The organism is Sphingomonas sp. Leaf34, assembly GCF_001421805.1.
In the GTDB taxonomy this organism is placed as follows: domain Bacteria; phylum Pseudomonadota; class Alphaproteobacteria; order Sphingomonadales; family Sphingomonadaceae; genus Sphingomonas.
Map to the genome: position 1 here is coordinate 433,319 of NZ_LMLC01000003.1, position 22,367 is coordinate 455,685.

Consider the following 22,367-nt stretch of genomic DNA (forward strand, 5'->3'; position numbering starts at 1 on the left):
GCAAACCCTGTGAATTTTGCATCAACAATGTTGTTGCATATCCAGCGGGCGAGGCCTTGCCTTTTGGCACCGCTGCGATGATCGCCAGCTCATGCGATGCCTGAAGTCGATTGTCATAGCTATAGCCACGGGCGTGGCCGGTTGGGCTACCGGCAACGGCGTCCTGAATCTGATCATATTGCTTCTTGGTCCATCGGCAGCGATCAACTTTTCAGGGTATCATCGGGAGATAACCCCGCTTTTGATCTTCCTGGCGACCGCTTTCGGGCCGGTCACAGAGTCCTTCGCGGTCTGGGTTTTGGTTTGGCTGGCTCAATCGAAATTCGGTTTGGGTCATGTCAGCACATCGCTGGCGACCAGCGCTGCGATGGTCATACTGCACGGAATTTCTTGGGCGTCGCTCGCCGTTCTGCCGACCTTTGCAATGCACGCCGCGATCATGTTTTCAGCGAGATTGAGGCGTCGATCTGGATCCGGCTATCTCGTTATCGTCGGTGCCCACTCCTTGCAGAACCTCATTTCGGTCATTCGCCCCCTGCTCATGGCGTAGACACTTTCTGTAAGGCCGACCATGATGCAAAACTTTTGATTTTTGCATCACGAATGACCGGAATGGGAGGAAAGCGGACGGGCGGCTTTTAAGCCAGCGCGATGGAAAGCGGACTCACCCCGTAAGTGCTGACTCCCACCCATTTTCTGTAAAATCGATCTGGTCGGTTGCAAAAGCTGTGTCGAACTCCTGCTCCCATGGGAAAATGCCACTCCGATCCGGCCAAACAATCTGAAGGCATGGGAAATCGTCGCTACCGTAAAACCATCGGCTCCAACCGAGATGATCTCGGTAGAACCGCTTTGCCACCGGAAAGACATAGGCAAGAAGGTTTTCAAACGCTCTATCGGTTGGCTCGCCTACCGGCAGTGGTAACCCCGCCTTAGCCTCTCGGAATAACTCCCAGAACACGTCATGCGCTATCTCACGCCTCATGCCGAACATGATCAATTCTGGTTGACCCGTGTTCACCCACAACCCCGTAGTAAACGAGAACCCCGGCCCTTCAGTGTCGCCAAACACTGCGGTATCGAACCAGCCGTGCTCTCGGACCTTGGCTACAAACACTCGCTCGGCATCATCCAGAGCTTCATCAGGCGCGTTCAGGGCGGTTCGCATGAGCGGTAGCTAACCCTCCCGCTGAACGTCCGCAATCTGGAAGCGCAACAGCCATCCCGAATGACCTATTCTGGGCGGAAGCGGAACGGCCGGATTGGGTTGAATGCGGACATTCGAGCGGTCGTCGGAAGCCGTTACCAGAGGATATGATCGGTAATCACGCCAAACCTGACGAGAAAGCCTAGCGCCGCTCCCACAAAAAGGAGGACCGCATACACGGTGATTGCTCGCGTCCGGCTTCGACGGTCTGTTTGATAGCCCATGTTTGATAACCTCATGGCGGAGTCGGCTGCGACGGTGACCGATCCCAGCAATGTCCACTAGTGGGCGGAAGCGGTCGTCCGGTCGATCAGCAGACCGATGGTCGCTTTGTGGTGGAAAGTGGACGCTGGCAGTTAGTGTGAGCCGAACCACACCCCAGTGACATAGGCTATGCCGCTACCCCAATTTAGCGCTTTGAAAATTCCGAACGCAACCAACGCGGCGTTTCCCAATCCCAGCAATTTGCGGCTCATTCGTCCATCCTCCATCCCTGATATTTTGACAGCGTATTTACCCGTGCGAATGTCTGCAATTGGGCGGTCCCGCCCGGCTCTATCATTGCCGCTTTCGCAACTCGAGAAGAACGCGGGCGGAGGGCGGGGTCAGCGAACGAATTGCGGCGACAGCTGCATCAATTTGCATCATCAGGTGCGCGATCAGATGGCCGCTGAAGCTATGCGTCGTCCTCCTCCGCATCGCATCCGCCGACTGCATCGTGAGCGACATAAAAAGCTCCCGGGCGAGGCGGGGGTTCTTGCGCCGTATTTGGGGTCGCCGAACCGGTCGGGCTTGATAGGGCCACGGCGCCCCGTGGTGGGCACCCTGCCCTGCCGGCGGTAGGCGGCAACGCCAAGGGGCGGCCGGGCAAACGACGGCCCCTAGGGCCGCAGGATAGCTTAGATCCCCCCGCCTCTCGGATGCTGCGGGATATGGTGTCGATAGGAAAGGTCCGGATGAGGGTGCGGTTCATCGACACCCCATGATCCGCGCTTCGGTGAGTGCTGCGGTCCGACATTGCTCGGCACGATCAGGATGGTTTCGCTTTCCTCTTGCCCCATGATACGCTGGAGCAAGTCGTCAGTGAACGATTGCACGGCACGAGCTCCCTGCAGGTCGACGCTCATCCGTTCAGACTTCCGTCGCACCGTCAGCGCAACCTCGATGATCATCCGCAGCTCTTCCCGGCTGATCCTGTTCATGGTCGTGCCCACAGGTCGCGGATGCCCAGCCCGAGCGGGCCGGTGCCAAGGTAGGCGCCAAGCATCCCGTGATCGCGCTCGGACAGCGCTATCGGCCGGCCGTCGTTGATAAAGCGCGCCAGATAGCCCGGAGATCGGTCGATCAAGCGCGACAACGCGGCGAGGCTTTCGCCCCGCTGATTGACCGCCAGCCGCAGCGCCTGACGCGGATCAGCCGGCGATAGCACTAGGCAAAGCTTCGCGCCCATCAGTATACCAGCCAGTGCATTTCGGCGTCGTCGATCGCCGCGAACGCGTCGCCGTCGGCCGACATCTCACGCAGACGCTTGCGAACCGCCTCGGGATCGCCGTCTCTCGGGAACTGCCGATCGCCCCGCGCCGCTTCGGCAACACCATTGATCCAATCTCCCCGATCACGCTGCCGTAGCAGCCATCGGCCGAACGCTTCGGGCTTCGCCTCGATCACATCCTGGTCGTCGTGCATCGCTCAATCCTCTTGCCGAATCGACGCCGAAATCTATACGGCGTTCCCGCTATGTTCTCAAGTGGAGTGCGCGTGTACGAGTTCAGTACGGCGGTTGTCGGGATCCAATATCCGAACACCGATAAGAGCGATCGACGGTATGAGGCCTTACTATGCAAGCCAGGGGACGAGGTGCGGCTCGTGGCAGAGCCGCGCAACAAATATGATCCTCGTGCCGTTGCAGCACATTCGCCTCGATGCGCCCGCCCGCGTGCTGGCCGAAGGCGACCTGAAGCCCGCCACCCGCGTCAACGATGTCGTGACCGTTGCCGGCGCGGTGTACGTCGGTGCCGGTGAGGTTGGTGAGGATGTCGACTACGTCAACATCGACGCGCTGATCTACGACGCGATCGAGCTGCTCGATGAGAATTACCGCGATGACACCGACCTGGTCGTGATCGTCGGCCGCGATCTGGTTCACGACAAGTATTTCTCGATCGTCAACGCGGCCGGCGACAAGGCGACCGAACTGCTCGCGCGCGACGTCCTTCTGTCGGCGAAGAAGCTCGGCGGATTGGACGCAGTCCGCGTCCCGAAGTTCCCGCGTAACGCGCTGCTCATCACCACGCTCGCGAACCTCTCGGTCTATGAGCAGATCGGCACCGAGCGCCGCAAGATTGAGGACAACGCCAAGCGCGACCAGGTCGAGAATTACGAGAGCGTCAATCAGGCTTTCGTGGTCGAGGACATGGGCAAGGTCGCGCTCGTCGAGAACATCGTCATGGGCAAGAAGCCGGCCTGATCAGGCCGCCCTGCCCCCACCAGTTAGCCCGCTCTCCACAGGACATGCCATGAGCCTTGCTCGCAAACATCGGGATCGTATCCTTGCATCCCAGATGGCATCTGCTCCCGTCACGGAGAGCGGGTTATCCCATACCGCCTCGGCGCCAGCGTCCGACGCGGGCACGCCCGCCGAACGCGCTGCGGCGTCGATCGCGATGCGGCTGCAGCATGACCTGCGCCGGCTGAAAGAGATCCAGTCGATCCAGCGCAAGATCGAAACCAAGCGCGAGCTGTTGCCCGCCTATGCCGATTGGATTGCCGGACTGCTCGACGGAGGTCGCAATGCCGGCGTCGGTGTTGCCGAGGACGTCCTGCCGACCATCATGGTCTGGCTGATCGATACCGGCGACTATGCACGCGCGCTCGAACTCGCCGACCATGTCGTCGCCTATGACGTTCCGCTGCCGTCGCGCTACGAGCGATCGGCGCCCACGCTGATCGTCGAAGAGATCGCCGACGCCGCGATCCGGGCGCAGACCGCGAAACAGCTATTCCCGCTCGACGTCCTCGAACACGTCGAAGAGCTGACGGCCGACGCGGACATGCACGACCAGGTGCGCGCCAAGCTGCACAAGGCCATCGGCACCGAACTGGCGCGCACGGCCGAGGATCTCGATCCGACCAAGCCCGAGTTCGTCGTCGCGGCCGTCCGCGCGCTGGCACCACTGCGCGAAGCCGTCCGCCTGCATGACCGGGTCGGCGTCGCCGGCCAGATCAAGCGGCTCGAAAGGGCCATCACCAAGCGCGCCGAACCGACGACGGTCCCGGCCGCTCCAGATACCGCCGGTTCCACCGGCTCCTAAGCTCGCCCCCGGCGCTCGGGGGCGGATCACGCGGGATGGGAGGGTGCTTCGGCACTGAGGGCCATCGTCCCACCCTGATCCCCACCCCCGAGATTTCCAAGGATCAACCGATGGCTGCCCTGTCGCAGATGTGCGCTCTACTCGCTCTCACACTGGGCCTCGGCGTCGGCGTTGCTCTCACGCTGGCCGGCGCCGTCATCGCGCTGGTCAGTTCGCCTGAGTACCGTGACACCGACGATACCGTGCTGGGATGGATCCTGTTCATCGTCGGCCTGGCGATCTTCATCCTCACCGCCAACGCGATCTGCGCGAACCTCGCATGACGCTCAGCTTCAACCCCACCGTCGTGTCGGACGATCCGGCAGCAGCCGAGGCGATCGTCGTCAACGATGGCTGGTATCCGAACATCGACCCGATGCGGCTGCGCGCCGAAGCGCGGATCCGCGATGGCGTTCTCGCCCCGCGTCTGCGCAAGGAGATCCTCGCCGCCATCATCACGGTCGGCGACAACCTCGATACCTGGGCGGAAACGCAGCGCGCCGCGGGATATGCGACGCTCGCGGCCGTGCCGGCGAAAACGATCGACGGGCAAAGCCGTCTGCTGCTGCTCTATTTCAACGCAATCGCCGACGAGACGAAGGCCCGCATCATCGAGGGCTATCGCGACACCGATCTGACCGGTCGCGGCGACCGGAAGGTCGAGGATCTCGAACCGTCGGTCGACGAGCTGCGCCGCAACGCCATCCAGGCGGTCCGCAGCATCCTCGGCCGCACCCGCACCCGTATCGAGCTGATCTGATGGCGGACGTCATCCGATCGCAGCAGGGCGACACGCTCGACGCGCTGATCTGGCGCGAGCGTGGCCTTGCCGCAGCAAATATCGCCCCCGTCCTCACCGCCAATCCCGGCGTAGCCGGGCTCGGTGCGGTCCTGCCCGCGGGCACCGCCGTCACAGTCCCTGCCACCGCGCCGGCCGTCACCGTTCGCGACATTATCCAGCTTTGGAGCGATTGAACGATGAAGGATCTCCTCCACGAATTCGGGACGTGGCTGCTGGCGTTCGTCATCAGCCTCGTTCCCGCCGGCCTCGGGTCGATCGTCAGCCTGCTGGTCGAAACCGGCCTCACCTGGGGGCAGCGGATCGCGCAGGTCTGGGTCGGCATCGTCGTCAGCTACTTCGTCACCAACGCGGCCGGCGCGATGTTCGGCATGCACCCGTTCGTCTCGCAGGCGATCGGCTTTCTGGTCGCCATGGTCGCCTTCAAGGGCGCGCCCGGCTTCATCGCCGGCTGCAGCGCCGTCCTGGCCGAACTCCCCGGCAAGCTCAGCGAGCGGCTGCTCGCGCTCATCCCGCGAAAGGACCCCAAGTGATGCCACAGCCCGACAAGGGATCGTCCCCGTCGAAGAAGCCCAAGACGCTGATCGGCGTGATCGGCGCGGCAGCGGCGCTGATCGTCACGCCGTTCGTTTCCGGCTGGGAGTCGGGCGGCACGCCGCGGCTCGTCGCGTACCAGGACATCGTCAAGGTATGGACGATCTGTGGCGGCGAAACGCTCGGCGTGAAGCCCGGCATGGTCGAGACGGTCGCCGGATGCGAGCTGCGCGAGGAAGCCGCGCTCATTCGCCATGCCGAACCCGTCCTTGCCTGCACGCCCGTCCTGCGCACGCATCCCAACCAGCTCTCGGCCGCGATCAGCCTCGCCTACAACATCGGCACCGCCGGCTACTGCCGATCGACCGTGGCGCGCCGTTTCAATGCCGGCGACTGGAGGGGCGGCTGCGACGCTTTCCTCATGTGGAACAAGGCGGGCGGCCAGGTGGTCCGCGGGCTTGATCGTCGGCGCCGTGCCGAGCGCGACCTCTGTCTGAAGGAGCTGCCCCGATGATCCGCACCCTGTTCGCGAAGGTGAAGGCCGAAGCGTTCTTCCTCGTCCTGCTCGCCGTCGCGGCGGTCGGCGCGTGGCTCTACGTCCAGTACCGCCAGGTCAGCGCCGACCGCGACGATCTGCAACACCGCGCCGAGCTGATCTGCGCAGGGTCGGGCACCGACTTCACGGCGATCGGCAAGACCGCCCGCGGCGTTCGCTGCACGCAGACGGTCGCCGGGCTGGTCAAGTTCAAAGCCGACAGCGACCAGCTCGCCGCGCGCACGCTCGCCGATGCACTGGCGGAACACGACGCCCGACAGAATGACGACACCCGCGCCGCGCGCGCTGCCGCAGAGGCAGCAAGCTCGGCCGCACACCGAATGGAGATGGCAGATGCGCAAGCTGAACGGACGAACCTTGTCGATCATGAGTGGTTTCGCGCTGTCAACGGCGTTGCCGGCCTGCACGCGGCGCGCTGAGGCACCACCCGCGGTCGTCTCGACGCCGATCGTCGTCAAGGTGAAGGATACGCCCCCCGCCGCGCTGCTGACGTGTGCCGAGCGCCCCGATGGACTCCCCGAGGATCCGTCGCTGATCGCGCAGATCCCGACCAGGATCCGTTCGGGCATCATCCGCCTGGCCCGTGCCTTCGCCAGCAACGCCGATCGCAGCGACCGCCTGGTCAACTGGGTCGATCCCGGCACCTGCCCTACCCCCAAGCCCTGACGGAACACCGCATGACGCCGACCAGCGCCCGTATCGACGAAGACTTCACCGCCCGGTTCTACCGCCGCGAGCCGATCGTGCTCGAGCTGCTGCTCGAAAACGCGGACGGCGCGGCCGAGGATCTCGCCAACCGCCGGTTCTTCGCCGCGCTGTATCAGCCAAGCGGCGAAGTGTTCGACCGCGTCGAGGCGACGATCGCGACCGGCACCAACGGCCGTCCCTATCTGTCGTGTGCGTTCCACGGCGACATCACGGACGCACTCTATGGCGAGCAGCTTCTGCGCTACACGATCGGCGAACAGCTCGACAGCGGCCAGGACGTCATCGTCGACGGGGTTCTCAAGATCCTGCCGGCGCCGGTCGGTGCCAGCACCGGCACCTCGACGATCGTCGACGGCATTGCGACGCGGTTCGTGCGCCGGCTCGACATCGCCGGCCGCTCTCGGATCCTCGTATCCGAACGCGGCCCTGCCGGCTTGTCGGCCGCACAGATCGCGGTCGCTGCCAATGACATAACCGAGCCGACGCCCGAGGCGTTCATGGGCCACCTTCGATCCACCGCGGCGACCGCAGCGCGTCAGGAGGCGGATAGCCAGTTCGGCGACGCCATGCTCGACTTCGGCGAATTCGTCGGCGTTCGATCGGCCGAGATAGATGGCGCAATCAGCGGGGCGGACGCGGCTGCGGTCGAGGCACAGGCACAGGGAAGTTTCGCGAAGTCGAGCGGCGAGGCTGCGGCAAGTGTCGTCACTGGCGCAGCGGCTATTCTAAGCGCGGTGCCGATTGTTCAGGCGTCTCAGGCATCTACCGAGCAGGCGCGCGATCAGGTGGTCGGGTCGGTCAGAAATACACCAGGCACGGCAGGGTCTTCCGACCCGCTGGTGGTGCTGAAGAACGCGCTTGGCTTTGTATTCGGCGAGATCTTCCGCAACGGGCTGACTCTGGAAGGCGTCTCGATCAACGCGCCCGGTGGATCCGGCGCGTTCTTTTCGCTGTGCAACGAATTGGGGTTCTCGCCCTTCGGCATCACCCAGGACGGCACCATCCAGTTGCCGGGCGGCGACTGGCGGGCGACCGAGCTTGGCGGGTTCGAGCTATCTTCCGGCGGCAACATTCCGCTGTCGTACAGCGACGGAAAGCTTGGCCTCCTGGGCGCTTCGGTTCGGCAGATCGACGATGCGCTATTCCGCATCGCCAACCCGCTCGGCTTCGTCGCGTTCGAGATCGGCATCGATGGGAAGGTGATGTTCGGCCCGACCGAAGACGTTGATATCGTCGTGCCGCCCGCGCCGATCGACGTGACGCCGGTCATCGGTGACGAACTGTTTCTCGTTTCCGATCGTCGCCTGCCGATCTTCGGCCGCAACCTGCTGGTTAGCCGCAGCGATGACGATCTCGCCGTCGTATCGATCGAAAGCCGCAAGGGTGCGCCGTCGCAGCCGTACCTCGACAGTGTCTCGCGGGGGCCGCTCAATCTCGATCCCGCACGGACCGCGGCAACGGCCCGCCTCACGGTGCGAAAGCTCGGTCAGCGAAGCACGCGCCTAGTCAAGAACCTGACGGCGATGGTGAAAACCGTTCCCGTTGTCGGGTCGCCGGCCCCCAAGATCCTGCTGCTCGGCGACAGCATCACGAATCGCGCGACCGGGTTCAATATCCAGCTGCTGTTGCAGAGCTGGGGTTTCGCGCCGGTGTTCATCGGCACGATCGTCGGGTCGAGTTCCGGCTCGTCGTCGAACACGGGCGGTGTGCTTGGCGAAGGCCGCGAAGGCTGGGCGTTCTCCGACCTGTTCGGCTCGAAGTTGACGGACGGTGACGTCCCCTACGGGGTGCTGCCGATCGGGCAGGAGTCGACCTACGCCACGCTTACCAAAACCGAGAAGCGTGGTTGGCAGGTGTTTCTCAACCCGAACACCGCGACGGGGGCACAGACGCCGATCGTGACGATCGGGGGCGTCGATTACCGGTTCGACCTGAGATTCTACCTCGACCGCTTCAGCCTCGCCAACCCGGACGTCGTCGCGATCAACCTCGCCATGAACGACAAGAATGAAGAGGGTGCCAGCCAGTCGCTGCAACAGGTGACCGAGGGTTACGGATACCTGATCGACGAAATTCGGCGCGTGCTGCCTTCGGCGCAGATCGTGATCTGGGCCACGATGGTTCCGGTCGACACCAACGCCGACGTCGAATGGTCGAACGAGTGGCGCCCCATCCTCGCCTCGACCATCAACATCGTGGCGACGCGTCGCGCAGCGGGTGACACCAGGCTGCACCTTTGCTCCGCCTGGGCGCATCAAAGCGCCGAGGCGGGCTGGGATGTTGCGGCCGGCACGCTCGACCCGGCGACCGGGGTCGCGACCACCACCCTATCCGACACGGTCCACCCCGGATCGATCGCGCGCGAGCAGGCCAATGAAGCCCTCGCTGCCGCCATTGCCTGCATCGCTTAACGGAGAACACCAATGGCCACGCCTATGCTCGAACTCACCACCGGCGCCGTCGCGATCATGCCGCGCGCAGGTCGGCTCACGCTTCCCGGGACGCTCGCGACCGGTCTGGAGTTTCTCCATATCCTCGCGGCCGGCGTGGATCCCTCGCTCCGCAATTGGGCCGATGGCAAGCCGAACGCGACCAAGGTCGGTGCACCCGTCGCGGGTGCCGGCTTCCTCACGCTGCGCTCCGGCGTCGACTATCTGAAGACCGGTCTTCTCGATGTTGCCGGCGACCGGACCTATCTTGTCGTCGGCCGCGATGTCAGCGGCGGTGCAGCGGGGGCGGCGCGCTTTGCCTGGATCGGCAGCGCCGTTGGACAATCCGGTGGCGCGAACCTCTACACGCTCGATGGCACCAGCATTCGTTACAACGTCCCTTACAGCAACGCCGGGGGCGAGGTGAATTCGTCGGCCGTCCTGCCCATCCCGAAGGTCTTTAACTGCCTGATCATGACCGCGGCGCAAGTGGGCCTGACCAGCACCGCGGCGGACAACCCGACGCTGTATAACATGACGACCGGCGTGTCGGCCGTTGGATCGTTGAACGACGGGTACGCCCGCGTCGCTAACGGCCAGCCGGTCATCATCGGGGGCTTCAGCGGCACGGCCTTCGGCGGTGTCGGCGACGAGGCCCTGGCGATGTGCTGGTCCCGCGTCCTCACCGATGCGGAGCGGGTGGCCGCATACGCATGGGCAAAGGCCCTTGTCGCGACCAAGTCGATCGCAGTCTGACGGATGAAAAAGCCGGAATCTCTTCGCGATCTCCTATTCGCCAGCGTCCCGGCGCTGGCGAAGAAACGGGAGAACCTGTCGATATTCATCGACAAGGGCCGCATTGCAGCCCGCGCGACCGGCTCGCTGTCGTTTGAGTACCGCTACACCCTGTCGATCGTCGTGCAGGATTATGCCGGCGACCTCGACGACCTGGTCGTGCCGGTCCTTGCCTGGATCGCCGAGTATCAGCCCGATCTGATGGAGCGCGGCGAGCAGGAACCATTTAGCTTCGAGTCCGAGATCCTCGACAGCGACGCGGCCGATGTCGAGATTGGCATCGAACTCACCGAGCGCGTGAAGGTCGAGCGTCGTGACACCGGTGGTACGCGCGTCACGCATCTGCCTGAGCCACCCCGCACTGATGCCTTCGCCGGGATCGAGCGCGTGAACCTGTGGCAGGTCGTGCTCGACGACATTGTCGCCGGGACGGTCGAAACCACCCGCGCATGAGTGACGACTTCGAACAGATCCAGTCGCTTGCCGGCGCGCTGCTGCGCCAGCTTGGCGCGTCGGAGCGGCGATCGTTGCTGCGCCGGATGGCGCGCCAGGTGCAGCAGAGCCAATCCGCGCGGATCGGGCGGCAGGAAGCGCCGGATGGCAGCAAGTTCGCACCGCGCTGCGAACGCCGCGATCTGAAGCCGGGCAACTATGCGGTCAAATTCCTGTATCCGAAGGGCGACGCGAACGCGCGCGTCGTGTTTCTGAAGAGCTGGGTCCACGACGGGCCGCTGATGACCGGCTTCGATATCGAGGCGGGCGGGATCCGCAGCTTCTTCTACGACAAGGTCGAAAAATACCTGCCCCTCGATGCCAGCGCGCAGAACGCCGGTGCCGGCAAGCTGCGACGGAAAGGGACGATTCGGCAGAAAGCGATGTTCCGCAAACTGCGCAGTGCGCGCAACCTCCGCGCCGGCTCGACCGATCGCGAGGCGTGGATCGGCTTCTCCGGTCGCGCGGCCGAGATCGCGCGCGTTCACCAGGAGGGCCTGCGTGATAAGCCGTCAAGAAAGGGCCGTGCCGTTCGCTATGCCGAGCGCGGCCTGTTGGGGGTGACCCAGGCCGAGCAGTCGTGCGCGCTCGACATGTTGCTGGAACATGTTGCAGCCGCTTGATGGCTTTCCGGTGATGGGCTGGCGAGTCTCTGTACTGACGGAAGCCTCGACCGGCACCTTCCCCATGAATGCTCAGTTACGCCCTACCGTGCTAATTTCTCCATCCCCCCGGACGGGCGGTAGTTCAGGAACGCGAGCACCCACACCGTTGATTTAAAATAAAAGATGATCTCTGACCGCTGATAATCGCACCGTTAAGGATTCTCAGTTAGTCGATTTAAATGCGCCAGACATTTGCACGGTTGGGAGATTCGCCGCTCGGTCCGGCGGTTCTCGGCATTGCCTATTTCGCCTCTGCATTGCTGTCGTTAGTTATGACCCGCGGGGCGCATGGCATCGCGGCGATCTGGCCACCGAGTGGCATTCTGCTCGCGACCCTACTCGTCGTACCCCGGCACGCGGTCTGGCGGTTTGCGATGGCGGCGATAATCGCAAGTTTTGCGGCTAATCTGCTCGCCGGATCGGGTTTCTGCGTCTCCATCGGATTTACAGCAGCCAACGGGCTTGAGGCGATGGTTGCCACCCTCCTACTTCGGCGACGATCGGGGGCACGGGTCTCTTTCATCAATCCATCGGGCCTATCTGCGTTCTTCGTCGCGTCGTTGATTGCCTCGCTCGTGAGTGCTTTAGCGGCGACCTGTATTTCGCCGAGGTTGAATGGCGAATTCCTTCTTTCATGGTTCAGCACGGTATGGCTGGGCATGTTGCTCGTGACGCCGTTGCTACTAGCGGCATTCGAGCTTTCGCTCTCCACGCGACGACGGGTGTCCGGGCGCGATGCCATTAATTTGAGCGGCATCGTTCTACTGACAGTCATCGCCGCCAGTTTTACATTCTACCAAACCCAATACCCGATGCTGTTCGTACCGATGATGGTAATTGTGATTGCCGTCCTGCGCGGCGGTATGCTTGGCGGTATCATCAGCATGATGGTCGTCGCGGTGCTCGGATCACTGGCGCTTTTCTGGGGGTCAGGCCCAATATTCCTCATCCGTGCGTCCTCCGATACGCGCCTTTTATTCTTTCAGTTTTATCTATTGTCGCTGTTCGTTTCGTCGCTACCAATGGCAACGCTCCTCGCTGCGCGTGATCGCTTGAGAGTAAATCTTTCAGAACGCATCCGTCTTCTCGATCAGGCGGAGGCTGCGGCGCATATTGGGCATTGGCGTGTCAATTCTATCGACCAGACGATCTTCTGGTCGCCAGAGGTTTTCCGCATGCACGGCCTTCCGGAGGGAAAACCACCGGCTTTGGAGCAGGCTATCGATCTATATCATCAAGATGACCGACAGGGCGTATCCGAGGTCATTGCGCTTGCACTTGCCGAAGGCCAGCCCTTTGCGTTCGAAGCCCGTATCGTTCGCCCCGACGGCTCCGTCCGTTATGTCGCGACCCAGGGAGAGCGTGATTATTCGTCGACAGATGACGCTATTGGGCTTTTCGGTCTCATCCGTGATGTCACCGAGCAAATCGAAGCACAACAGGTCCTGAAAGAGTCCCGTGACGCCGCCAACCGCAGCGCGGCTGCGGCAATGTTGCTCGCTTCGACAGATGTCCTAACCGGACTCGCGAACCGTAGACGGATCATCGAATATCTTGATGACACGTTGACAGGCAATGAGACGGGAAAAGCCGCACTCTCGGTCATACTCTTCGACATCGACCATTTTAAAGCCGTGAATGATCGGTACGGCCACGATATCGGCGACGATGTGATAAAGCGTGTTGCATCGTCGGCAAACGGGTGTTTGCGAAACACTGATCTGATCGGTCGCTATGGTGGCGAAGAGTTTGTCATCATCTTGCCCAAGACAGACAGGGAGGTGGCGTTGCAGATCGCCGAACGCGTACGAGCTAGTATCGAAGCATCTTGGGATGACGGACAGCCGAAAGTAACTGTCAGCTTGGGCATCGCATCCACCCGGGACGGCGACACGTGCGATGTCATCCTCAAACGGGCGGATATTGCCCTCTACGAAGCAAAACACGCTGGCCGAAACCGATTGCGCTTGGCTTCCTGATGCTGAACGATCAGTATATATTGCGTCAGCCGGAATAACTGGCGACACAAAAAAATCTATCCGTCGCGTGAGGGCGAAATGTCTTTAACGGTAGATCAAATTCGGCTGGTGACGGAAAGCTACGAGCTGATTAGACTCTCACCCCGCCCGTATGCCGAGCTATTTTATCATAGATTGCTTTTGGATCACCCGTTTGCACGAGCGGTATTTCCCGATGATATGACGAACCAGATCGCCGTTTTTTCAAAAACAATAGATGCCCTTGTTGCTAACGTCGGCGATATCGTAAACCTAAAGCCTTTCCTTTCTGATTTGGGCAAGAAGCATGTCAAATACGGCGTCAAGGCCTACCAATATGAAGCGGTCGGGACCGTTCTGATCGATACATTCGCGGATATATTAGGCGAACGTTTTACTCCGGCAACTCGCCATGCTTGGGAGACGGTTTATAGCGAAACAGCCGGCATCATGATCTCCGCGGCCTATTCCGATATTTAGCACAGAGCCGCGGCCGGATCTTCGGTCCATGATTATTTTGTATTATGCGAGCCATACATCCACTCGGCGGCGCTTCGAGTTCATTCCTAAGAAGATGATCGTACGCGAAAGCGAGTCCTCCGCCCCGGACAGCGTAGCGACAATTAGCCCATGATAATGAAGCCGTATGACGGCTGACCTATTCTAAAAATGTTCAGCGCAGATTATGAGCCCGTCGAAGCAAACAGACGGCGAACGGCACGGACGCCAATCGCTATCGATGCCGAACTTGACGGATCACGCCGCACGCTTTGCAAGGTCGCCGATATCTCTACTGGCGGCGCGCAGATTCAAACCTACTCAGCATTGAATGTGGGCGCAAAAATTTGGCTTACTCTTCCATTAATCGGCCGAGTGTCGGCAACGATAAAATGGGCCAGCGACTACAACGCAGGTTGCCAATTCGACGATCCTTTGAGCGCCGACCTGGTTGAGGCTGTGATTGCACGGGGTGGCGGGAGTTAAACGACGGTAGTGGCAAGTGACCTATCGCGACGTGCGGCCTTGGGATGACAAAACCAACAAGTCCAAGCCGTGCAGCCCGCAGACCATATGTTCGATCCTGCCTCTGACCATTTGTTGTCGACGCGTAAGCACCGCAGCGCGAGGATCCCGCAATGGCGCGCAATGAGCGGGAGACTGAGAAGGACTTAATCGAAGGCTTATGGGCCATGCGCGCTCTGGCGATCCGGCTGAATCTAAAAGTCGTCGGGGCGCTCATCAAAGTCGCAATCGGATTGATTCCCACCAGCTTTCACTAGCTATCAGAATCTTGACTCTGAGCAGTAGGGACTAGCTTGACGCAAAGCGCCCTCCATCGACTCGCGTCGCTCTTCAGCTGCGCGCTTTATATATCCTAGTTCCACATGGGTTCGGCGGAGACACCCTCCGCCGCGGCCTTTTACAAACCGCAGAAATCCATGGTTTGTGGGCAAGAAATGGTACGACGTACCCCGGCGATACCCTAGGGCAAATCGCACGACTATGAGCATTTGGATCTGAAACGGATCTGTCTTGGCGCGTCCGCCTCACCCCTATAGCAATTGCGAATGTAAGGACGAGACGGGCTCGGGCTATTGGCGAGCATTGCTGTCGATGTATGGGATGGTTAATCAGCCATCGGCTCATTCCGATCGCGAGGATTACGATGGATCTCGACAAGCCAAGAAATCTGCTGAACTCGGATGAGCTTCATCAAGTGATGAATCACTTGGCCAGTGCGAAAAAGTATGGCGATCCTCGCCAAGTATGGGTCGAAGACGGACATGTATTCGTCGAAGGACACGACGGAGAGATCGTTTCAATGACCCCAGCGGTCGCAATCAAAATGGGCAGGATGCTGGGCGAAGCCGGAGCCGCATCGCTGATCAACAGTGTGATGGACGAGAGCACTGATAGATCGGTTTAATCTAGCGCAGCTTGCAGAATTGGCGAGCCGTGAATCTACTTTCATTTCCATCTCGGCCATTCCGCTTCCGCCCAATCTTTGCCGTTGCCCGGTCCGATTGCATTTCCTGATTGCAGACGATCGTTCAGGCTGGGTTGCCAGTGGCAGGCCTCGAACCCGCAACCTCCGGTTGTGAAAGGTGCTCCCGCCGATTGAGCTTCGCTAACGTTCGACGATACCGTATCCGCATCGTTGTCGGAAAACGCTTAGAAGGCGATATTGATCGCAGTTTTTCTGGATTCCTGACTTTTGCCGCCAGTTCATTGTTCGAGCTTGCATTGTCGAGCCGATACTATGAAGTAAAGAGAGAAGCTCTATGATGCCTTAACGTTTGTCTGTTCCTAGTCATACCTTTTGATGCTAATATATGTGGATAATTCCAAGCCGTTGGGGAGGGAACAATGCCTGCCGCTCATTGCGTATCATCGCTCGAAGGGACGATACTGCATGCAGATCAAGGCTTTCTCGACCTGCTGAAACGTCGTGAAGACGAAGTGATCGGAATATCCTATCGTCAAATCACGGATCCTCGCGATTTGGAACGAAGCGCTGACATGCTGGCGCTATTAAGAGAAGGCGCCGCCCCTGTTCGATTGCAGAAACGATACCTGCGACCTGACGGCACCTCCATCGCGGCAAATCTGCTTGTTACCCGCTTCTCGGGCCCTGATCGTTTGATAAGTACGCTGTTCTGGCATGATAACGGCCGCGATCCGCCACCGGCTAGGCTCTGGGAGGCAGCGCTTCGGATACGTCATGTACACGACGCTCGTATCAGGCTGTTCGGTGCCGATCTGAGCACTGATCCGATCGGATCAGTGCTCATCGGCATCTACCTGGCCGAGGCCGAGGGCAGGAGCATTGGGCTGGCCAAGATCGCAACATATGCAGGCATCGCAAACTCGACCGCTGCTCGGTGGGTCGAAGTGTTGCAGCAGCGCGGGATCGTTGAGGGAGAACACGACGCATTGATTGACCTCCGGTTAAGCCAATCGGGATTAGACCGAGTGGAGGCCATGCTGGCGACGGTTTATGAGGGAGGCGATGCGGCCGGCATGTTGGCGTAAAGTTTGTGCATAACACCCACGGGCGATGGGTCGCGCGGGGGCGCGCCTAGCCCCTGGACCTATTGCTGCTGAAATCGAAAGTGCCAAGCTTAACTCCGATCAATTCCATACAGGTAGCATCCGCCCGCTGTCTTGATCTAGATTATTCCCGCTATGCCTTACGGTGCGCGTTGGAATACGAGACAGGAGGCTGAGGATGAGTCCCGACCAACATAACAGATTAAAGGCGCTTCTTTTGGAAGCGCTGATGATAACCGATAAAATGCAGGGGCACGATGTTCTCGCCCTTTACATCGTCCAAGCAATAGATGCCCTGACGCCCAACGTCCGACGATAAAGGTCTAGCGTCAGGTGTTCCGCCTGCCTTCCAAGAAGTGGTCAGGCTGCTTTCGTTGCGTATCGGGCTTCCCGCTTGCGTTAACACCTGGACGTTTATGCAGGCGATGTACGCTCCGCTATAATCGCCTGCGCCGGACAATGAGCCCGTGCGGACCAAGCTTCGCGACGAAACTTTGCTCGTTATCCTAACTCGCGCCTAGATCAAGCGGCGGATAGTATCGAGGCGATCCTGTCCGCAAACCCCTTCAGCATCGTGACTTTGCCGAGACCAGCGAGCTTCCGCGGTTCGGGATCGATGGCGCAAAGAGTGCCATAGAACGAGCCATCAGCGAGAACGATGGGAAGTGAAACATAGCTTTTAAAACCGTACAGAGCCGGAGCGGGATGGCTTAGCCACTTGGAATTTCCCGCCACGTCGTCGATTACCACGGTATTACCATGCTCTCGTATGTCGTTGCAGATAGTCGTTGAAACCCTCAGTTCCTCACCCGGTGACATCCCGAAGTCGATCTGATCGACGACTTGACAGGCAATCCACCGTGTATCGGTAACACGAGCAAGGGCGACAAACCCCATTCCGGTTGATGTGGCAAATTCATCTAAAATCTGGCGGATACCGTCATCGTCACCGTCGCAAGCGGCGCCATCTGCAAATTCATCGAGCATACTCGTCGTTACCGGTCCCGCGGGAGGACGGCAACTGTTCCCAATTGTCACGCATCAATTCGTTTTGCTTAGATGCCGCTTTACCGCATTGATGGCGACGAAACTCGGTGCCTTGCACTCCCAGATCGCGTTTCCATCGTTTGATGCAAACCGAGGATTGCTACTTTAACCTTCGTACAGCTTTGCCAACGCTGCAACCGGAAAGCCACGCGAAACGCTCTGACATTTTGTCATGAATTTCAAAGGGGCATTGGTCCGGAACGCCTTCGCATTGACCGCTTTTCAAGCCCGCTTCATACGCATCGCGTAACAATGGTTCGTCTGGTTTCATTGGATGGTAACGCTCAAAGCCAGAGATCGGATTGAGCCAGATCAATACAAATTTCGTGCTCGAAGGCGAATCTCGTCTTACGCCCCAGTTGCGGTGCGATCATGAGATTTTAAAGGCATACGCATTCCCATTTCATCATCGTTTTGACGTCGCAGCGTTGTGTCGGCTATCGCCATCGGCGTTCGCGAAAGCGGAAAGTCCGCTTTCCTTCCCATAGCGGACATCGCAGGCGGCTTCCGCTTGGGGGGCACGGCTGTCTTGTAGAGACCGTCTCTACAAAACTCGGCCGTAGCTTTTCGCCCGCGCGCGCGCCGACATGGCGGGCATCATGGCAGCAACTGCACCCTCAACGACCGTCGACCTGTCGCGCCTGCCGGCGCCGACCATCGTCCCGCTGCTCGGTTACGAGACGATCCTCGCTGCAATGGTCGCGAAGATGCGGGAATTCCTGCCGAGCTTCGATGCCACCGTCGATAGCGATCCCGCGGTCAAGGTGCTGCAGGTCGCGGCGTATCACGAAGTCCTGATCCGCCAGGCGGGCGACGATGCCGGCAAGCAATTGCTGGTCGCCTATGCCACCGGCGCGAACCTCGATCATCTCGCCGCCCTGGTCGGGGTGCCGCGGCTGTCGGTGACCGACGGTACGACGACGATCCCCGAAACCGACGACGCGCTTCGCCAGCGCATCGTCCTCGCTCCCGAGGGCTTCTCGGTCGCCGGCCCCGAGTTGGCCTATGTGAAGCACGCGAAGGATGCGAGCGGCGACGTCCTCGATGCCAGCGCCACGTCACCGGCCCCCGGCGAAGTGCTGGTGTCGGTCCTGTCGCGCATCGGCAGCGGCGTCGCTTCGTCTCAATTGCTCGACGCTGTCCGTGCGATCGTCACGGATCCCGCGATCCGCCCGCTGGGCGACGCGGTCACCGTCGCCTCGGCGAATATCCTGTCGTTCGAGATCGTCGCCGCGCTGCTCACGCTTTCCGGCCCTGATACCGACCTGATCCTGACGGCCGCACGCGCGGCGCTCGTTGCGTATCTGGCCGACAGCCGCAAGCTCGGCCGCGCGATCACCCGCGTCGGCATCACCGCCGCGCTGAAGGTCGCCGGTGTCATCGACGTCGACCTGCAGAGCCCGGTCGCGTCGATCGCCTGCGATCTCAGCCAGGCGGGCAACTGCACCGCCATCACGATCCGCCATGGCGGATACACGACGTGACGCTGCTGCCCCCCAATGCGACTGCGCTCGAGCGCGCGCTTGAGATTGCGACGTCCCGGATCGGCGACGTCCCGATACCGCTTGCCCCGCTATGGGATCCGGCCACCTGCCCCGCCGATATCCTGCCCTGGCTCGCCTGGTCCCTCTCGGTCGACCGCTGGGATGCCGACTGGCCGGAAGCGAGGAAGCGCGCGGCTATCGCCGGCTCGATCGCGTTGCACCGGATCAAGGGCACCCGCGCATCGGTCGAGGCGGTGATCGCCAGCTTCGACGCGCTGATCGAGCTGGTCGAGTGGCATCAGACCGCGCCTCGCGGCGCGGCGCACACGTTCGAGGTCGTCATTCCGATGGTGACCGCCCCCGGATCCGCGCCGGGCGGCGCGCGCGCCTCGGTCGCGTTCGTCGACCAGATCGTGCGCGAGGTGTCGCGCGTGAAGCCGCTGCGCGAACATTTCAAAGTGGTGCAGCTCGTCACGCTCGCCGGTGCGATCGGCGTGCGCGCTGCCGCCCGGCTTTCCAGCTTCATCCGTGAAAATGCCAACCTCACCATCGACGTATCACCCGAATGGCAGTTCTTCCTCCAGACCGAGGATGGCGAGCCGCTGGAGGGTGATGACGGCGCTTATCTGGATACCCGCCCATGATCCTCCCCGCGCTTGCGCTCACCATGACGACGCTCGGCCTGCAGCGGTTCACCGCCGCTCAGGTCGAGGACGATATCGACCTGTCGATCAGCCATGTCGGTCTGACCGATACCGCTTTCGTCGTTGCCCCGACGCTGACCGCGCTGCCGGGCGAATTCCGCCGCCTCGATACGATCTCGGGGAAGCCCGTCGGCAACAACATCGTCCACATGGTCCTGCGCGACGATGCCGACCTGACCTATGGCGTGCGCGGTCTCGGCCTGTTCCTTGCCGATGGCACGCTGTTCGCCGTGGTCGGCCAGGTCGAGCGCATTTTCGTCAAGGCGCAGGTTGCATCGTTCCTGCTCGCGATCGACGTCGCCTTCGGCAGCGCCGGCGCAACGGCAGTCGGCATCCTCGTTGCGACGCTCGCGCCGCAATGGACCCGAATCTGCCGGCTGGCACTCGGCAACGTGGAGCCCGGGCACACCCCCCTGCCCCCCAGGCCGTTCGCCGAAGCGTCGCACTCGTGACGTGGGCGACGTCGCAGTCTGCTTCGGCGACCGCGCCCTTTTCCAAGGGCTCGGCCGGACCGGAAAACAGTGCGATGTCCTCGCCGTACGCAAGACCTTTGCCTCGGTTCGCTTCGACGACGGCCAGGCACTCCTTTGCCTCGCCGCCGATTTGCACCCGATCAAACGACGCCCGCGGCCCATGTTCTGACACTCTCGGCGGTCTTGTTGAGACGCTCTCTACAAGACCTCAAGGTGGCGTCGGGCCCGCGGCACCTTCCACCACAGGACTCGTATGATGTTCAGCGCCGCTCCCTCTGCAGCCCGCCATTCTCAGCCATGCACACAGTCAACAGCCTGTTCCTCAAATCGGGAACAGGTCGCATTTCCGATTGAGGTCCCTCGTATGATGGGCCTGGACACTGCAGCTGGATTGCTCGGCAAAGGCCGGCTCGCCGACGAACTTTGTATCACGGTCCGCAATCTGAATTACAAGATCGGCGGAGAGCGCGGCGCATGTGATGCTGACATAATCGCAGCGGCTCGTGGTCTAGAGGAGCGGGCAAAGCGATTCCTGGCTCATGCGCAGAAGCTGCGCGCCGTCGTGTCGCAAGCCATGTCTCCCTCAGCAAAACAGCCGGGTCTGACTGACTTGGGGATAGCAGCATGAGCGCCAGAGCCCTTATCCGGCAGGCGGATCTAGCCCGTGTTCTTCGCGCCGCGGAGAAGGTCGGTGTTCCGGTGCGCGTAGAGATCGAGCCCGGCCGGATCATCGTTACGACGGGCGCTGGCGTGTTGCCAGTTGGCGCCAATAGCCTGGACGAGATGTTCGCGTGAAACGGCGTTGGCTGCCAAAGTACGTCAGCACGTTCCGCGACCGACATGGGAAGGCCCATTATCGGTATCGCCGGACGGGTTTCGTCACCTACTATTTCAAGAATGATCCAGGGACCGAGGCGTTCCTGACGGAGCTGCGCGCCTGTAATGACGGCGTCAGCGCCCCTGAAATCGAAGCCGGCGCCAATCGTGCTGTGGTTGGCACGTTCGACGACCTGCTGTCACGCTACTACCGCTCGCCAGATTTTCTCGATCCGGGCGAACGAACCCGCGTCGTCTATCGGGGCACGCTGGAACGTTGGCGCGCACGGACCCGCAAGGGACGGCGCTATGGCGAGATCATGGTGCGCGAGCTCCAACCGCGACACGTCGAGGCAATGCTTGCCGAGTTGCTGCCGCATCGAACGTCGGCGAACATGCTGCGAAAGCGGCTCTCGGCGCTGATGAAGTTCGCGATGCGGATCGGGATGGCTGGCAGCAACCCGGTCATCGTCACGCGACCTTTCAAGGTCAGCGGTGGCGGGTTCCATAGCTGGACCGAGCAAGAAATTGCCGCATACGAGCGCCAACATCCGGTTGGCACCATCGCGCGTTTGGCTTTCGATCTGATGATCTGGACCGGCCAGCGCGGCGGTGATGCGCGGAAAATGGGACCGGCCAGCGTCCGCGATACGCGCCTCGAGCTCACCCAGGAAAAGACAAAGGTTTTCGTCTCGCTGCCCATCATGCCGGGCCTGGCGGAATCGATCCTAGCGACGCCGACAGTCGGCGCGATCTTCGTCGTAACGGAATTCGGCAAGCAGTTCTCGGTGAAGGGCTTCGGCAACAAATTCCGCCAGTGGTGCGACGAGGCTGGTTTGCCGAACTGCTCGGCCCACGGCCTGCGCAAAGCCGCGGCACGCCGATTCGCCGAGGCTGGCTGCTCGAACCAAGAGATCAAAGCGTGGACCGGTCACACGACCGACAGCGAGGTCGCGCGCTACACCGCCGCGGCCGACCAGCGCACGTTTTCAGACACTGCCGCAATCAAACTTTTGGCTAACCTCGCGGAAAGGTTAGCCAAAGATGCTGCTAAAGCATTGAAATCAGGGGATATAAAATGAATTTTGGTGCACCCGACTGGATTCGAACCAGTGGCCTCTGCCTTCGGAGGGCAGCGCTCTATCCAGCTGAGCTACGGGTGCCTGCGGTGAGGTCGCTTAGCAAAGCCTTTCGGGCCGCGCTAGTGAAATGACGGTTCAAAAATCTCGGACCGGCTACAGCCAGCGGTAGCGTGTCGGT

General features: G+C 61.2%; 33 protein-coding genes and 1 tRNA gene. 27 read left to right on the forward strand and 7 right to left on the reverse strand.

Going from position 1 to position 22,367, the window contains the following annotated elements; translation table 11 throughout:
• Nucleotides 1–133: 133 nt before the first annotated feature.
• The gene (locus ASF00_RS10465) at nt 134–550 is read left to right on the forward strand and encodes a hypothetical protein (protein WP_156348295.1); all 417 of its coding nucleotides are present in this window, start codon (nt 134–136) and stop codon (nt 548–550) included.
• Nucleotides 551–664: 114 nt separating this feature from the next.
• Here the strand turns inward: ASF00_RS10465 and ASF00_RS10470 are convergent, their stop codons facing one another.
• From ASF00_RS10470 to ASF00_RS10485, 5 genes are all read right to left on the reverse strand, one after another.
• A complete protein-coding gene (locus tag ASF00_RS10470; RefSeq protein WP_055878262.1) occupies nt 665–1,168 on the reverse strand; it encodes a DUF4262 domain-containing protein in 504 nt (167 codons plus the stop codon).
• 597 nt (nt 1,169–1,765) lie between these two features.
• Nucleotides 1,766–1,936, reverse strand: coding sequence for a hypothetical protein (locus ASF00_RS18500; RefSeq protein ID WP_156348296.1), 171 nt, complete (start codon nt 1,934–1,936; stop codon nt 1,766–1,768).
• A 170-nt stretch (nt 1,937–2,106) separates the two neighbouring features.
• Nucleotides 2,107–2,409: a hypothetical protein gene (locus ASF00_RS10475; RefSeq protein WP_055878264.1), complete on the reverse strand. Its 303-nt coding sequence runs from the start codon at nt 2,407–2,409 to the stop codon at nt 2,107–2,109.
• Nucleotides 2,406–2,636: a hypothetical protein gene (locus ASF00_RS10480; protein ID WP_235525733.1), complete on the reverse strand. Its 231-nt coding sequence runs from the start codon at nt 2,634–2,636 to the stop codon at nt 2,406–2,408. The genes ASF00_RS10475 and ASF00_RS10480 overlap by 4 nt, the downstream gene beginning before the upstream one ends.
• 20 nt (nt 2,637–2,656) lie before the next feature.
• Nucleotides 2,657–2,893: a hypothetical protein gene (locus tag ASF00_RS10485; RefSeq protein WP_055878268.1), complete on the reverse strand. Its 237-nt coding sequence runs from the start codon at nt 2,891–2,893 to the stop codon at nt 2,657–2,659.
• Between the two features lie 202 nt (nt 2,894–3,095).
• On the opposite strand from ASF00_RS10485, the gene ASF00_RS10490 reads away from it, so the two are divergent.
• From ASF00_RS10490 to ASF00_RS10575, 19 genes are all read left to right on the forward strand, one after another.
• On the forward strand, nt 3,096–3,674 hold the full coding sequence (locus ASF00_RS10490) for a P2 family phage major capsid protein (protein WP_235525734.1): 579 nt from the start codon (nt 3,096–3,098) through the stop codon (nt 3,672–3,674).
• A 94-nt stretch (nt 3,675–3,768) separates the two neighbouring features.
• Nucleotides 3,769–4,518: a phage terminase small subunit gene (gene gpM, locus ASF00_RS10495; RefSeq protein ID WP_235525736.1), complete on the forward strand. Its 750-nt coding sequence runs from the start codon at nt 3,769–3,771 to the stop codon at nt 4,516–4,518.
• A 110-nt stretch (nt 4,519–4,628) separates the two neighbouring features.
• Entirely contained in the window at nt 4,629–4,841 is a 213-nt protein-coding gene (locus ASF00_RS10500) for a DUF6458 family protein (protein WP_055878271.1), read from the forward strand.
• Nucleotides 4,838–5,317, forward strand: coding sequence for a head completion/stabilization protein (locus ASF00_RS10505; protein WP_055878273.1), 480 nt, complete (start codon nt 4,838–4,840; stop codon nt 5,315–5,317). Before ASF00_RS10500 ends, ASF00_RS10505 begins: the two co-directional genes overlap by 4 nt.
• On the forward strand, nt 5,317–5,532 hold the full coding sequence (locus ASF00_RS10510) for a tail protein X (protein WP_055878276.1): 216 nt from the start codon (nt 5,317–5,319) through the stop codon (nt 5,530–5,532). Before ASF00_RS10505 ends, ASF00_RS10510 begins: the two co-directional genes overlap by 1 nt.
• Nucleotides 5,533–5,535: 3 nt before the next feature.
• Nucleotides 5,536–5,889, forward strand: coding sequence for a hypothetical protein (locus ASF00_RS10515; protein WP_055878278.1), 354 nt, complete (start codon nt 5,536–5,538; stop codon nt 5,887–5,889).
• On the forward strand, nt 5,889–6,404 hold the full coding sequence (locus ASF00_RS10520) for a lysozyme (RefSeq protein WP_082463367.1): 516 nt from the start codon (nt 5,889–5,891) through the stop codon (nt 6,402–6,404). Before ASF00_RS10515 ends, ASF00_RS10520 begins: the two co-directional genes overlap by 1 nt.
• On the forward strand, nt 6,401–6,865 hold the full coding sequence (locus ASF00_RS10525; RefSeq protein WP_055878281.1) for a hypothetical protein: 465 nt from the start codon (nt 6,401–6,403) through the stop codon (nt 6,863–6,865). Before ASF00_RS10520 ends, ASF00_RS10525 begins: the two co-directional genes overlap by 4 nt.
• 40 nt (nt 6,866–6,905) lie before the next feature.
• Nucleotides 6,906–7,112: a hypothetical protein gene (locus ASF00_RS10530; protein ID WP_235525737.1), complete on the forward strand. Its 207-nt coding sequence runs from the start codon at nt 6,906–6,908 to the stop codon at nt 7,110–7,112.
• Between the two features lie 11 nt (nt 7,113–7,123).
• The gene (locus ASF00_RS10535) at nt 7,124–9,565 is read left to right on the forward strand and encodes an SGNH/GDSL hydrolase family protein (RefSeq protein WP_055878285.1); all 2,442 of its coding nucleotides are present in this window, start codon (nt 7,124–7,126) and stop codon (nt 9,563–9,565) included.
• A 12-nt stretch (nt 9,566–9,577) separates the two neighbouring features.
• Nucleotides 9,578–10,339 (forward strand): hypothetical protein, encoded by a 762-nt coding sequence (locus ASF00_RS10540; protein ID WP_055878288.1) that lies wholly within the window; start codon nt 9,578–9,580, stop codon nt 10,337–10,339.
• Between the two features lie 3 nt (nt 10,340–10,342).
• Nucleotides 10,343–10,831 (forward strand): phage tail protein, encoded by a 489-nt coding sequence (locus ASF00_RS10545; RefSeq protein ID WP_055878290.1) that lies wholly within the window; start codon nt 10,343–10,345, stop codon nt 10,829–10,831.
• A complete protein-coding gene (locus ASF00_RS10550; protein ID WP_055878293.1) occupies nt 10,828–11,493 on the forward strand; it encodes a phage virion morphogenesis protein in 666 nt (221 codons plus the stop codon). Before ASF00_RS10545 ends, ASF00_RS10550 begins: the two co-directional genes overlap by 4 nt.
• Before the next feature lie 221 nt (nt 11,494–11,714).
• Complete coding sequence (locus ASF00_RS10555; protein WP_055878295.1) at nt 11,715–13,514, forward strand: sensor domain-containing diguanylate cyclase; 1,800 nt, start codon at nt 11,715–11,717, stop codon at nt 13,512–13,514.
• Between the two features lie 78 nt (nt 13,515–13,592).
• The gene (locus ASF00_RS10560; RefSeq protein ID WP_082463368.1) at nt 13,593–14,012 is read left to right on the forward strand and encodes a globin domain-containing protein; all 420 of its coding nucleotides are present in this window, start codon (nt 13,593–13,595) and stop codon (nt 14,010–14,012) included.
• 189 nt (nt 14,013–14,201) lie between these two features.
• Nucleotides 14,202–14,516 (forward strand): PilZ domain-containing protein, encoded by a 315-nt coding sequence (locus ASF00_RS18030; protein ID WP_082463369.1) that lies wholly within the window; start codon nt 14,202–14,204, stop codon nt 14,514–14,516.
• Nucleotides 14,517–14,668: 152 nt separating this feature from the next.
• Complete coding sequence (locus ASF00_RS18505; protein ID WP_156348297.1) at nt 14,669–14,812, forward strand: hypothetical protein; 144 nt, start codon at nt 14,669–14,671, stop codon at nt 14,810–14,812.
• Between the two features lie 386 nt (nt 14,813–15,198).
• Nucleotides 15,199–15,459 carry a hypothetical protein gene (locus tag ASF00_RS10565; protein ID WP_156348298.1) on the forward strand — a complete coding sequence of 87 codons (261 nt, stop codon included), beginning with the start codon at nt 15,199–15,201 and terminating at the stop codon, nt 15,457–15,459.
• A gap of 440 nt (nt 15,460–15,899) precedes the next feature.
• A complete protein-coding gene (locus tag ASF00_RS10575; RefSeq protein WP_055878302.1) occupies nt 15,900–16,565 on the forward strand; it encodes a PAS domain-containing protein in 666 nt (221 codons plus the stop codon).
• Between the two features lie 540 nt (nt 16,566–17,105).
• On the opposite strand, the gene ASF00_RS10580 is transcribed toward ASF00_RS10575, so the two are convergent.
• Nucleotides 17,106–17,570 (reverse strand): GAF domain-containing protein, encoded by a 465-nt coding sequence (locus ASF00_RS10580; protein WP_055878304.1) that lies wholly within the window; start codon nt 17,568–17,570, stop codon nt 17,106–17,108.
• A 659-nt stretch (nt 17,571–18,229) separates the two neighbouring features.
• On the opposite strand from ASF00_RS10580, the gene ASF00_RS10585 reads away from it, so the two are divergent.
• From ASF00_RS10585 to ASF00_RS10610, 7 genes are all read left to right on the forward strand, one after another.
• Nucleotides 18,230–19,114 (forward strand): baseplate assembly protein, encoded by an 885-nt coding sequence (locus ASF00_RS10585; protein ID WP_055878853.1) that lies wholly within the window; start codon nt 18,230–18,232, stop codon nt 19,112–19,114.
• Nucleotides 19,111–19,758, forward strand: coding sequence for a phage tail protein I (locus ASF00_RS10590; RefSeq protein ID WP_055878306.1), 648 nt, complete (start codon nt 19,111–19,113; stop codon nt 19,756–19,758). Before ASF00_RS10585 ends, ASF00_RS10590 begins: the two co-directional genes overlap by 4 nt.
• Nucleotides 19,755–20,270 (forward strand): hypothetical protein, encoded by a 516-nt coding sequence (locus ASF00_RS10595; RefSeq protein ID WP_055878308.1) that lies wholly within the window; start codon nt 19,755–19,757, stop codon nt 20,268–20,270. Before ASF00_RS10590 ends, ASF00_RS10595 begins: the two co-directional genes overlap by 4 nt.
• Before the next feature lies 1 nt (nt 20,271).
• A complete protein-coding gene (locus ASF00_RS10600; protein WP_055878310.1) occupies nt 20,272–20,460 on the forward strand; it encodes a hypothetical protein in 189 nt (62 codons plus the stop codon).
• A gap of 195 nt (nt 20,461–20,655) precedes the next feature.
• On the forward strand, nt 20,656–20,919 hold the full coding sequence (locus tag ASF00_RS10605; RefSeq protein WP_055878312.1) for a hypothetical protein: 264 nt from the start codon (nt 20,656–20,658) through the stop codon (nt 20,917–20,919).
• On the forward strand, nt 20,916–21,086 hold the full coding sequence (locus tag ASF00_RS18510; RefSeq protein ID WP_156348299.1) for a hypothetical protein: 171 nt from the start codon (nt 20,916–20,918) through the stop codon (nt 21,084–21,086). The genes ASF00_RS10605 and ASF00_RS18510 overlap by 4 nt, the downstream gene beginning before the upstream one ends.
• The gene (locus ASF00_RS10610) at nt 21,083–22,189 is read left to right on the forward strand and encodes a site-specific integrase (RefSeq protein ID WP_055878315.1); all 1,107 of its coding nucleotides are present in this window, start codon (nt 21,083–21,085) and stop codon (nt 22,187–22,189) included. The genes ASF00_RS18510 and ASF00_RS10610 overlap by 4 nt, the downstream gene beginning before the upstream one ends.
• Before the next feature lie 4 nt (nt 22,190–22,193).
• Here the strand turns inward: ASF00_RS10610 and ASF00_RS10615 are convergent.
• Nucleotides 22,194–22,270 (reverse strand) — tRNA-Arg (locus ASF00_RS10615).
• Between the last annotated feature and the right edge of the window lie 97 nt (nt 22,271–22,367).

Excerpts from the sequence above, each read along its gene's own strand:
- ASF00_RS10470 (WP_055878262.1), bottom strand. The coding sequence starts at position 1,168 with ATGCGAACCGCCCTGAACGCGCCTGATGAAGCTCTGGATGATGCCGAG.
- ASF00_RS18500 (WP_156348296.1), bottom strand. The coding sequence starts at position 1,936 with ATGTCGCTCACGATGCAGTCGGCGGATGCGATGCGGAGGAGGACGACG.
- ASF00_RS10475 (WP_055878264.1), bottom strand. The coding sequence starts at position 2,409 with ATGAACAGGATCAGCCGGGAAGAGCTGCGGATGATCATCGAGGTTGCG.
- ASF00_RS10485 (WP_055878268.1), bottom strand. The coding sequence starts at position 2,893 with ATGCACGACGACCAGGATGTGATCGAGGCGAAGCCCGAAGCGTTCGGC.
- ASF00_RS10490 (WP_235525734.1), top strand. The coding sequence starts at position 3,096 with ATGATCCTCGTGCCGTTGCAGCACATTCGCCTCGATGCGCCCGCCCGC.
- gpM (WP_235525736.1), top strand. The coding sequence starts at position 3,769 with ATGGCATCTGCTCCCGTCACGGAGAGCGGGTTATCCCATACCGCCTCG.
- ASF00_RS10500 (WP_055878271.1), top strand. The coding sequence starts at position 4,629 with ATGGCTGCCCTGTCGCAGATGTGCGCTCTACTCGCTCTCACACTGGGC.
- ASF00_RS10505 (WP_055878273.1), top strand. The coding sequence starts at position 4,838 with ATGACGCTCAGCTTCAACCCCACCGTCGTGTCGGACGATCCGGCAGCA.
- ASF00_RS10510 (WP_055878276.1), top strand. The coding sequence starts at position 5,317 with ATGGCGGACGTCATCCGATCGCAGCAGGGCGACACGCTCGACGCGCTG.
- ASF00_RS10515 (WP_055878278.1), top strand. The coding sequence starts at position 5,536 with ATGAAGGATCTCCTCCACGAATTCGGGACGTGGCTGCTGGCGTTCGTC.
- ASF00_RS10520 (WP_082463367.1), top strand. The coding sequence starts at position 5,889 with ATGCCACAGCCCGACAAGGGATCGTCCCCGTCGAAGAAGCCCAAGACG.
- ASF00_RS10525 (WP_055878281.1), top strand. The coding sequence starts at position 6,401 with ATGATCCGCACCCTGTTCGCGAAGGTGAAGGCCGAAGCGTTCTTCCTC.
- ASF00_RS10535 (WP_055878285.1), top strand. The coding sequence starts at position 7,124 with ATGACGCCGACCAGCGCCCGTATCGACGAAGACTTCACCGCCCGGTTC.
- ASF00_RS10540 (WP_055878288.1), top strand. The coding sequence starts at position 9,578 with ATGGCCACGCCTATGCTCGAACTCACCACCGGCGCCGTCGCGATCATG.
- ASF00_RS10545 (WP_055878290.1), top strand. The coding sequence starts at position 10,343 with ATGAAAAAGCCGGAATCTCTTCGCGATCTCCTATTCGCCAGCGTCCCG.
- ASF00_RS10550 (WP_055878293.1), top strand. The coding sequence starts at position 10,828 with ATGAGTGACGACTTCGAACAGATCCAGTCGCTTGCCGGCGCGCTGCTG.
- ASF00_RS10555 (WP_055878295.1), top strand. The coding sequence starts at position 11,715 with ATGCGCCAGACATTTGCACGGTTGGGAGATTCGCCGCTCGGTCCGGCG.
- ASF00_RS10560 (WP_082463368.1), top strand. The coding sequence starts at position 13,593 with ATGTCTTTAACGGTAGATCAAATTCGGCTGGTGACGGAAAGCTACGAG.
- ASF00_RS18030 (WP_082463369.1), top strand. The coding sequence starts at position 14,202 with ATGTTCAGCGCAGATTATGAGCCCGTCGAAGCAAACAGACGGCGAACG.
- ASF00_RS18505 (WP_156348297.1), top strand. The coding sequence starts at position 14,669 with ATGGCGCGCAATGAGCGGGAGACTGAGAAGGACTTAATCGAAGGCTTA.
- ASF00_RS10565 (WP_156348298.1), top strand. The coding sequence starts at position 15,199 with ATGGATCTCGACAAGCCAAGAAATCTGCTGAACTCGGATGAGCTTCAT.
- ASF00_RS10575 (WP_055878302.1), top strand. The coding sequence starts at position 15,900 with ATGCCTGCCGCTCATTGCGTATCATCGCTCGAAGGGACGATACTGCAT.
- ASF00_RS10580 (WP_055878304.1), bottom strand. The coding sequence starts at position 17,570 with ATGCTCGATGAATTTGCAGATGGCGCCGCTTGCGACGGTGACGATGAC.
- ASF00_RS10585 (WP_055878853.1), top strand. The coding sequence starts at position 18,230 with ATGGCAGCAACTGCACCCTCAACGACCGTCGACCTGTCGCGCCTGCCG.
- ASF00_RS10595 (WP_055878308.1), top strand. The coding sequence starts at position 19,755 with ATGATCCTCCCCGCGCTTGCGCTCACCATGACGACGCTCGGCCTGCAG.
- ASF00_RS10605 (WP_055878312.1), top strand. The coding sequence starts at position 20,656 with ATGATGGGCCTGGACACTGCAGCTGGATTGCTCGGCAAAGGCCGGCTC.
- ASF00_RS18510 (WP_156348299.1), top strand. The coding sequence starts at position 20,916 with ATGAGCGCCAGAGCCCTTATCCGGCAGGCGGATCTAGCCCGTGTTCTT.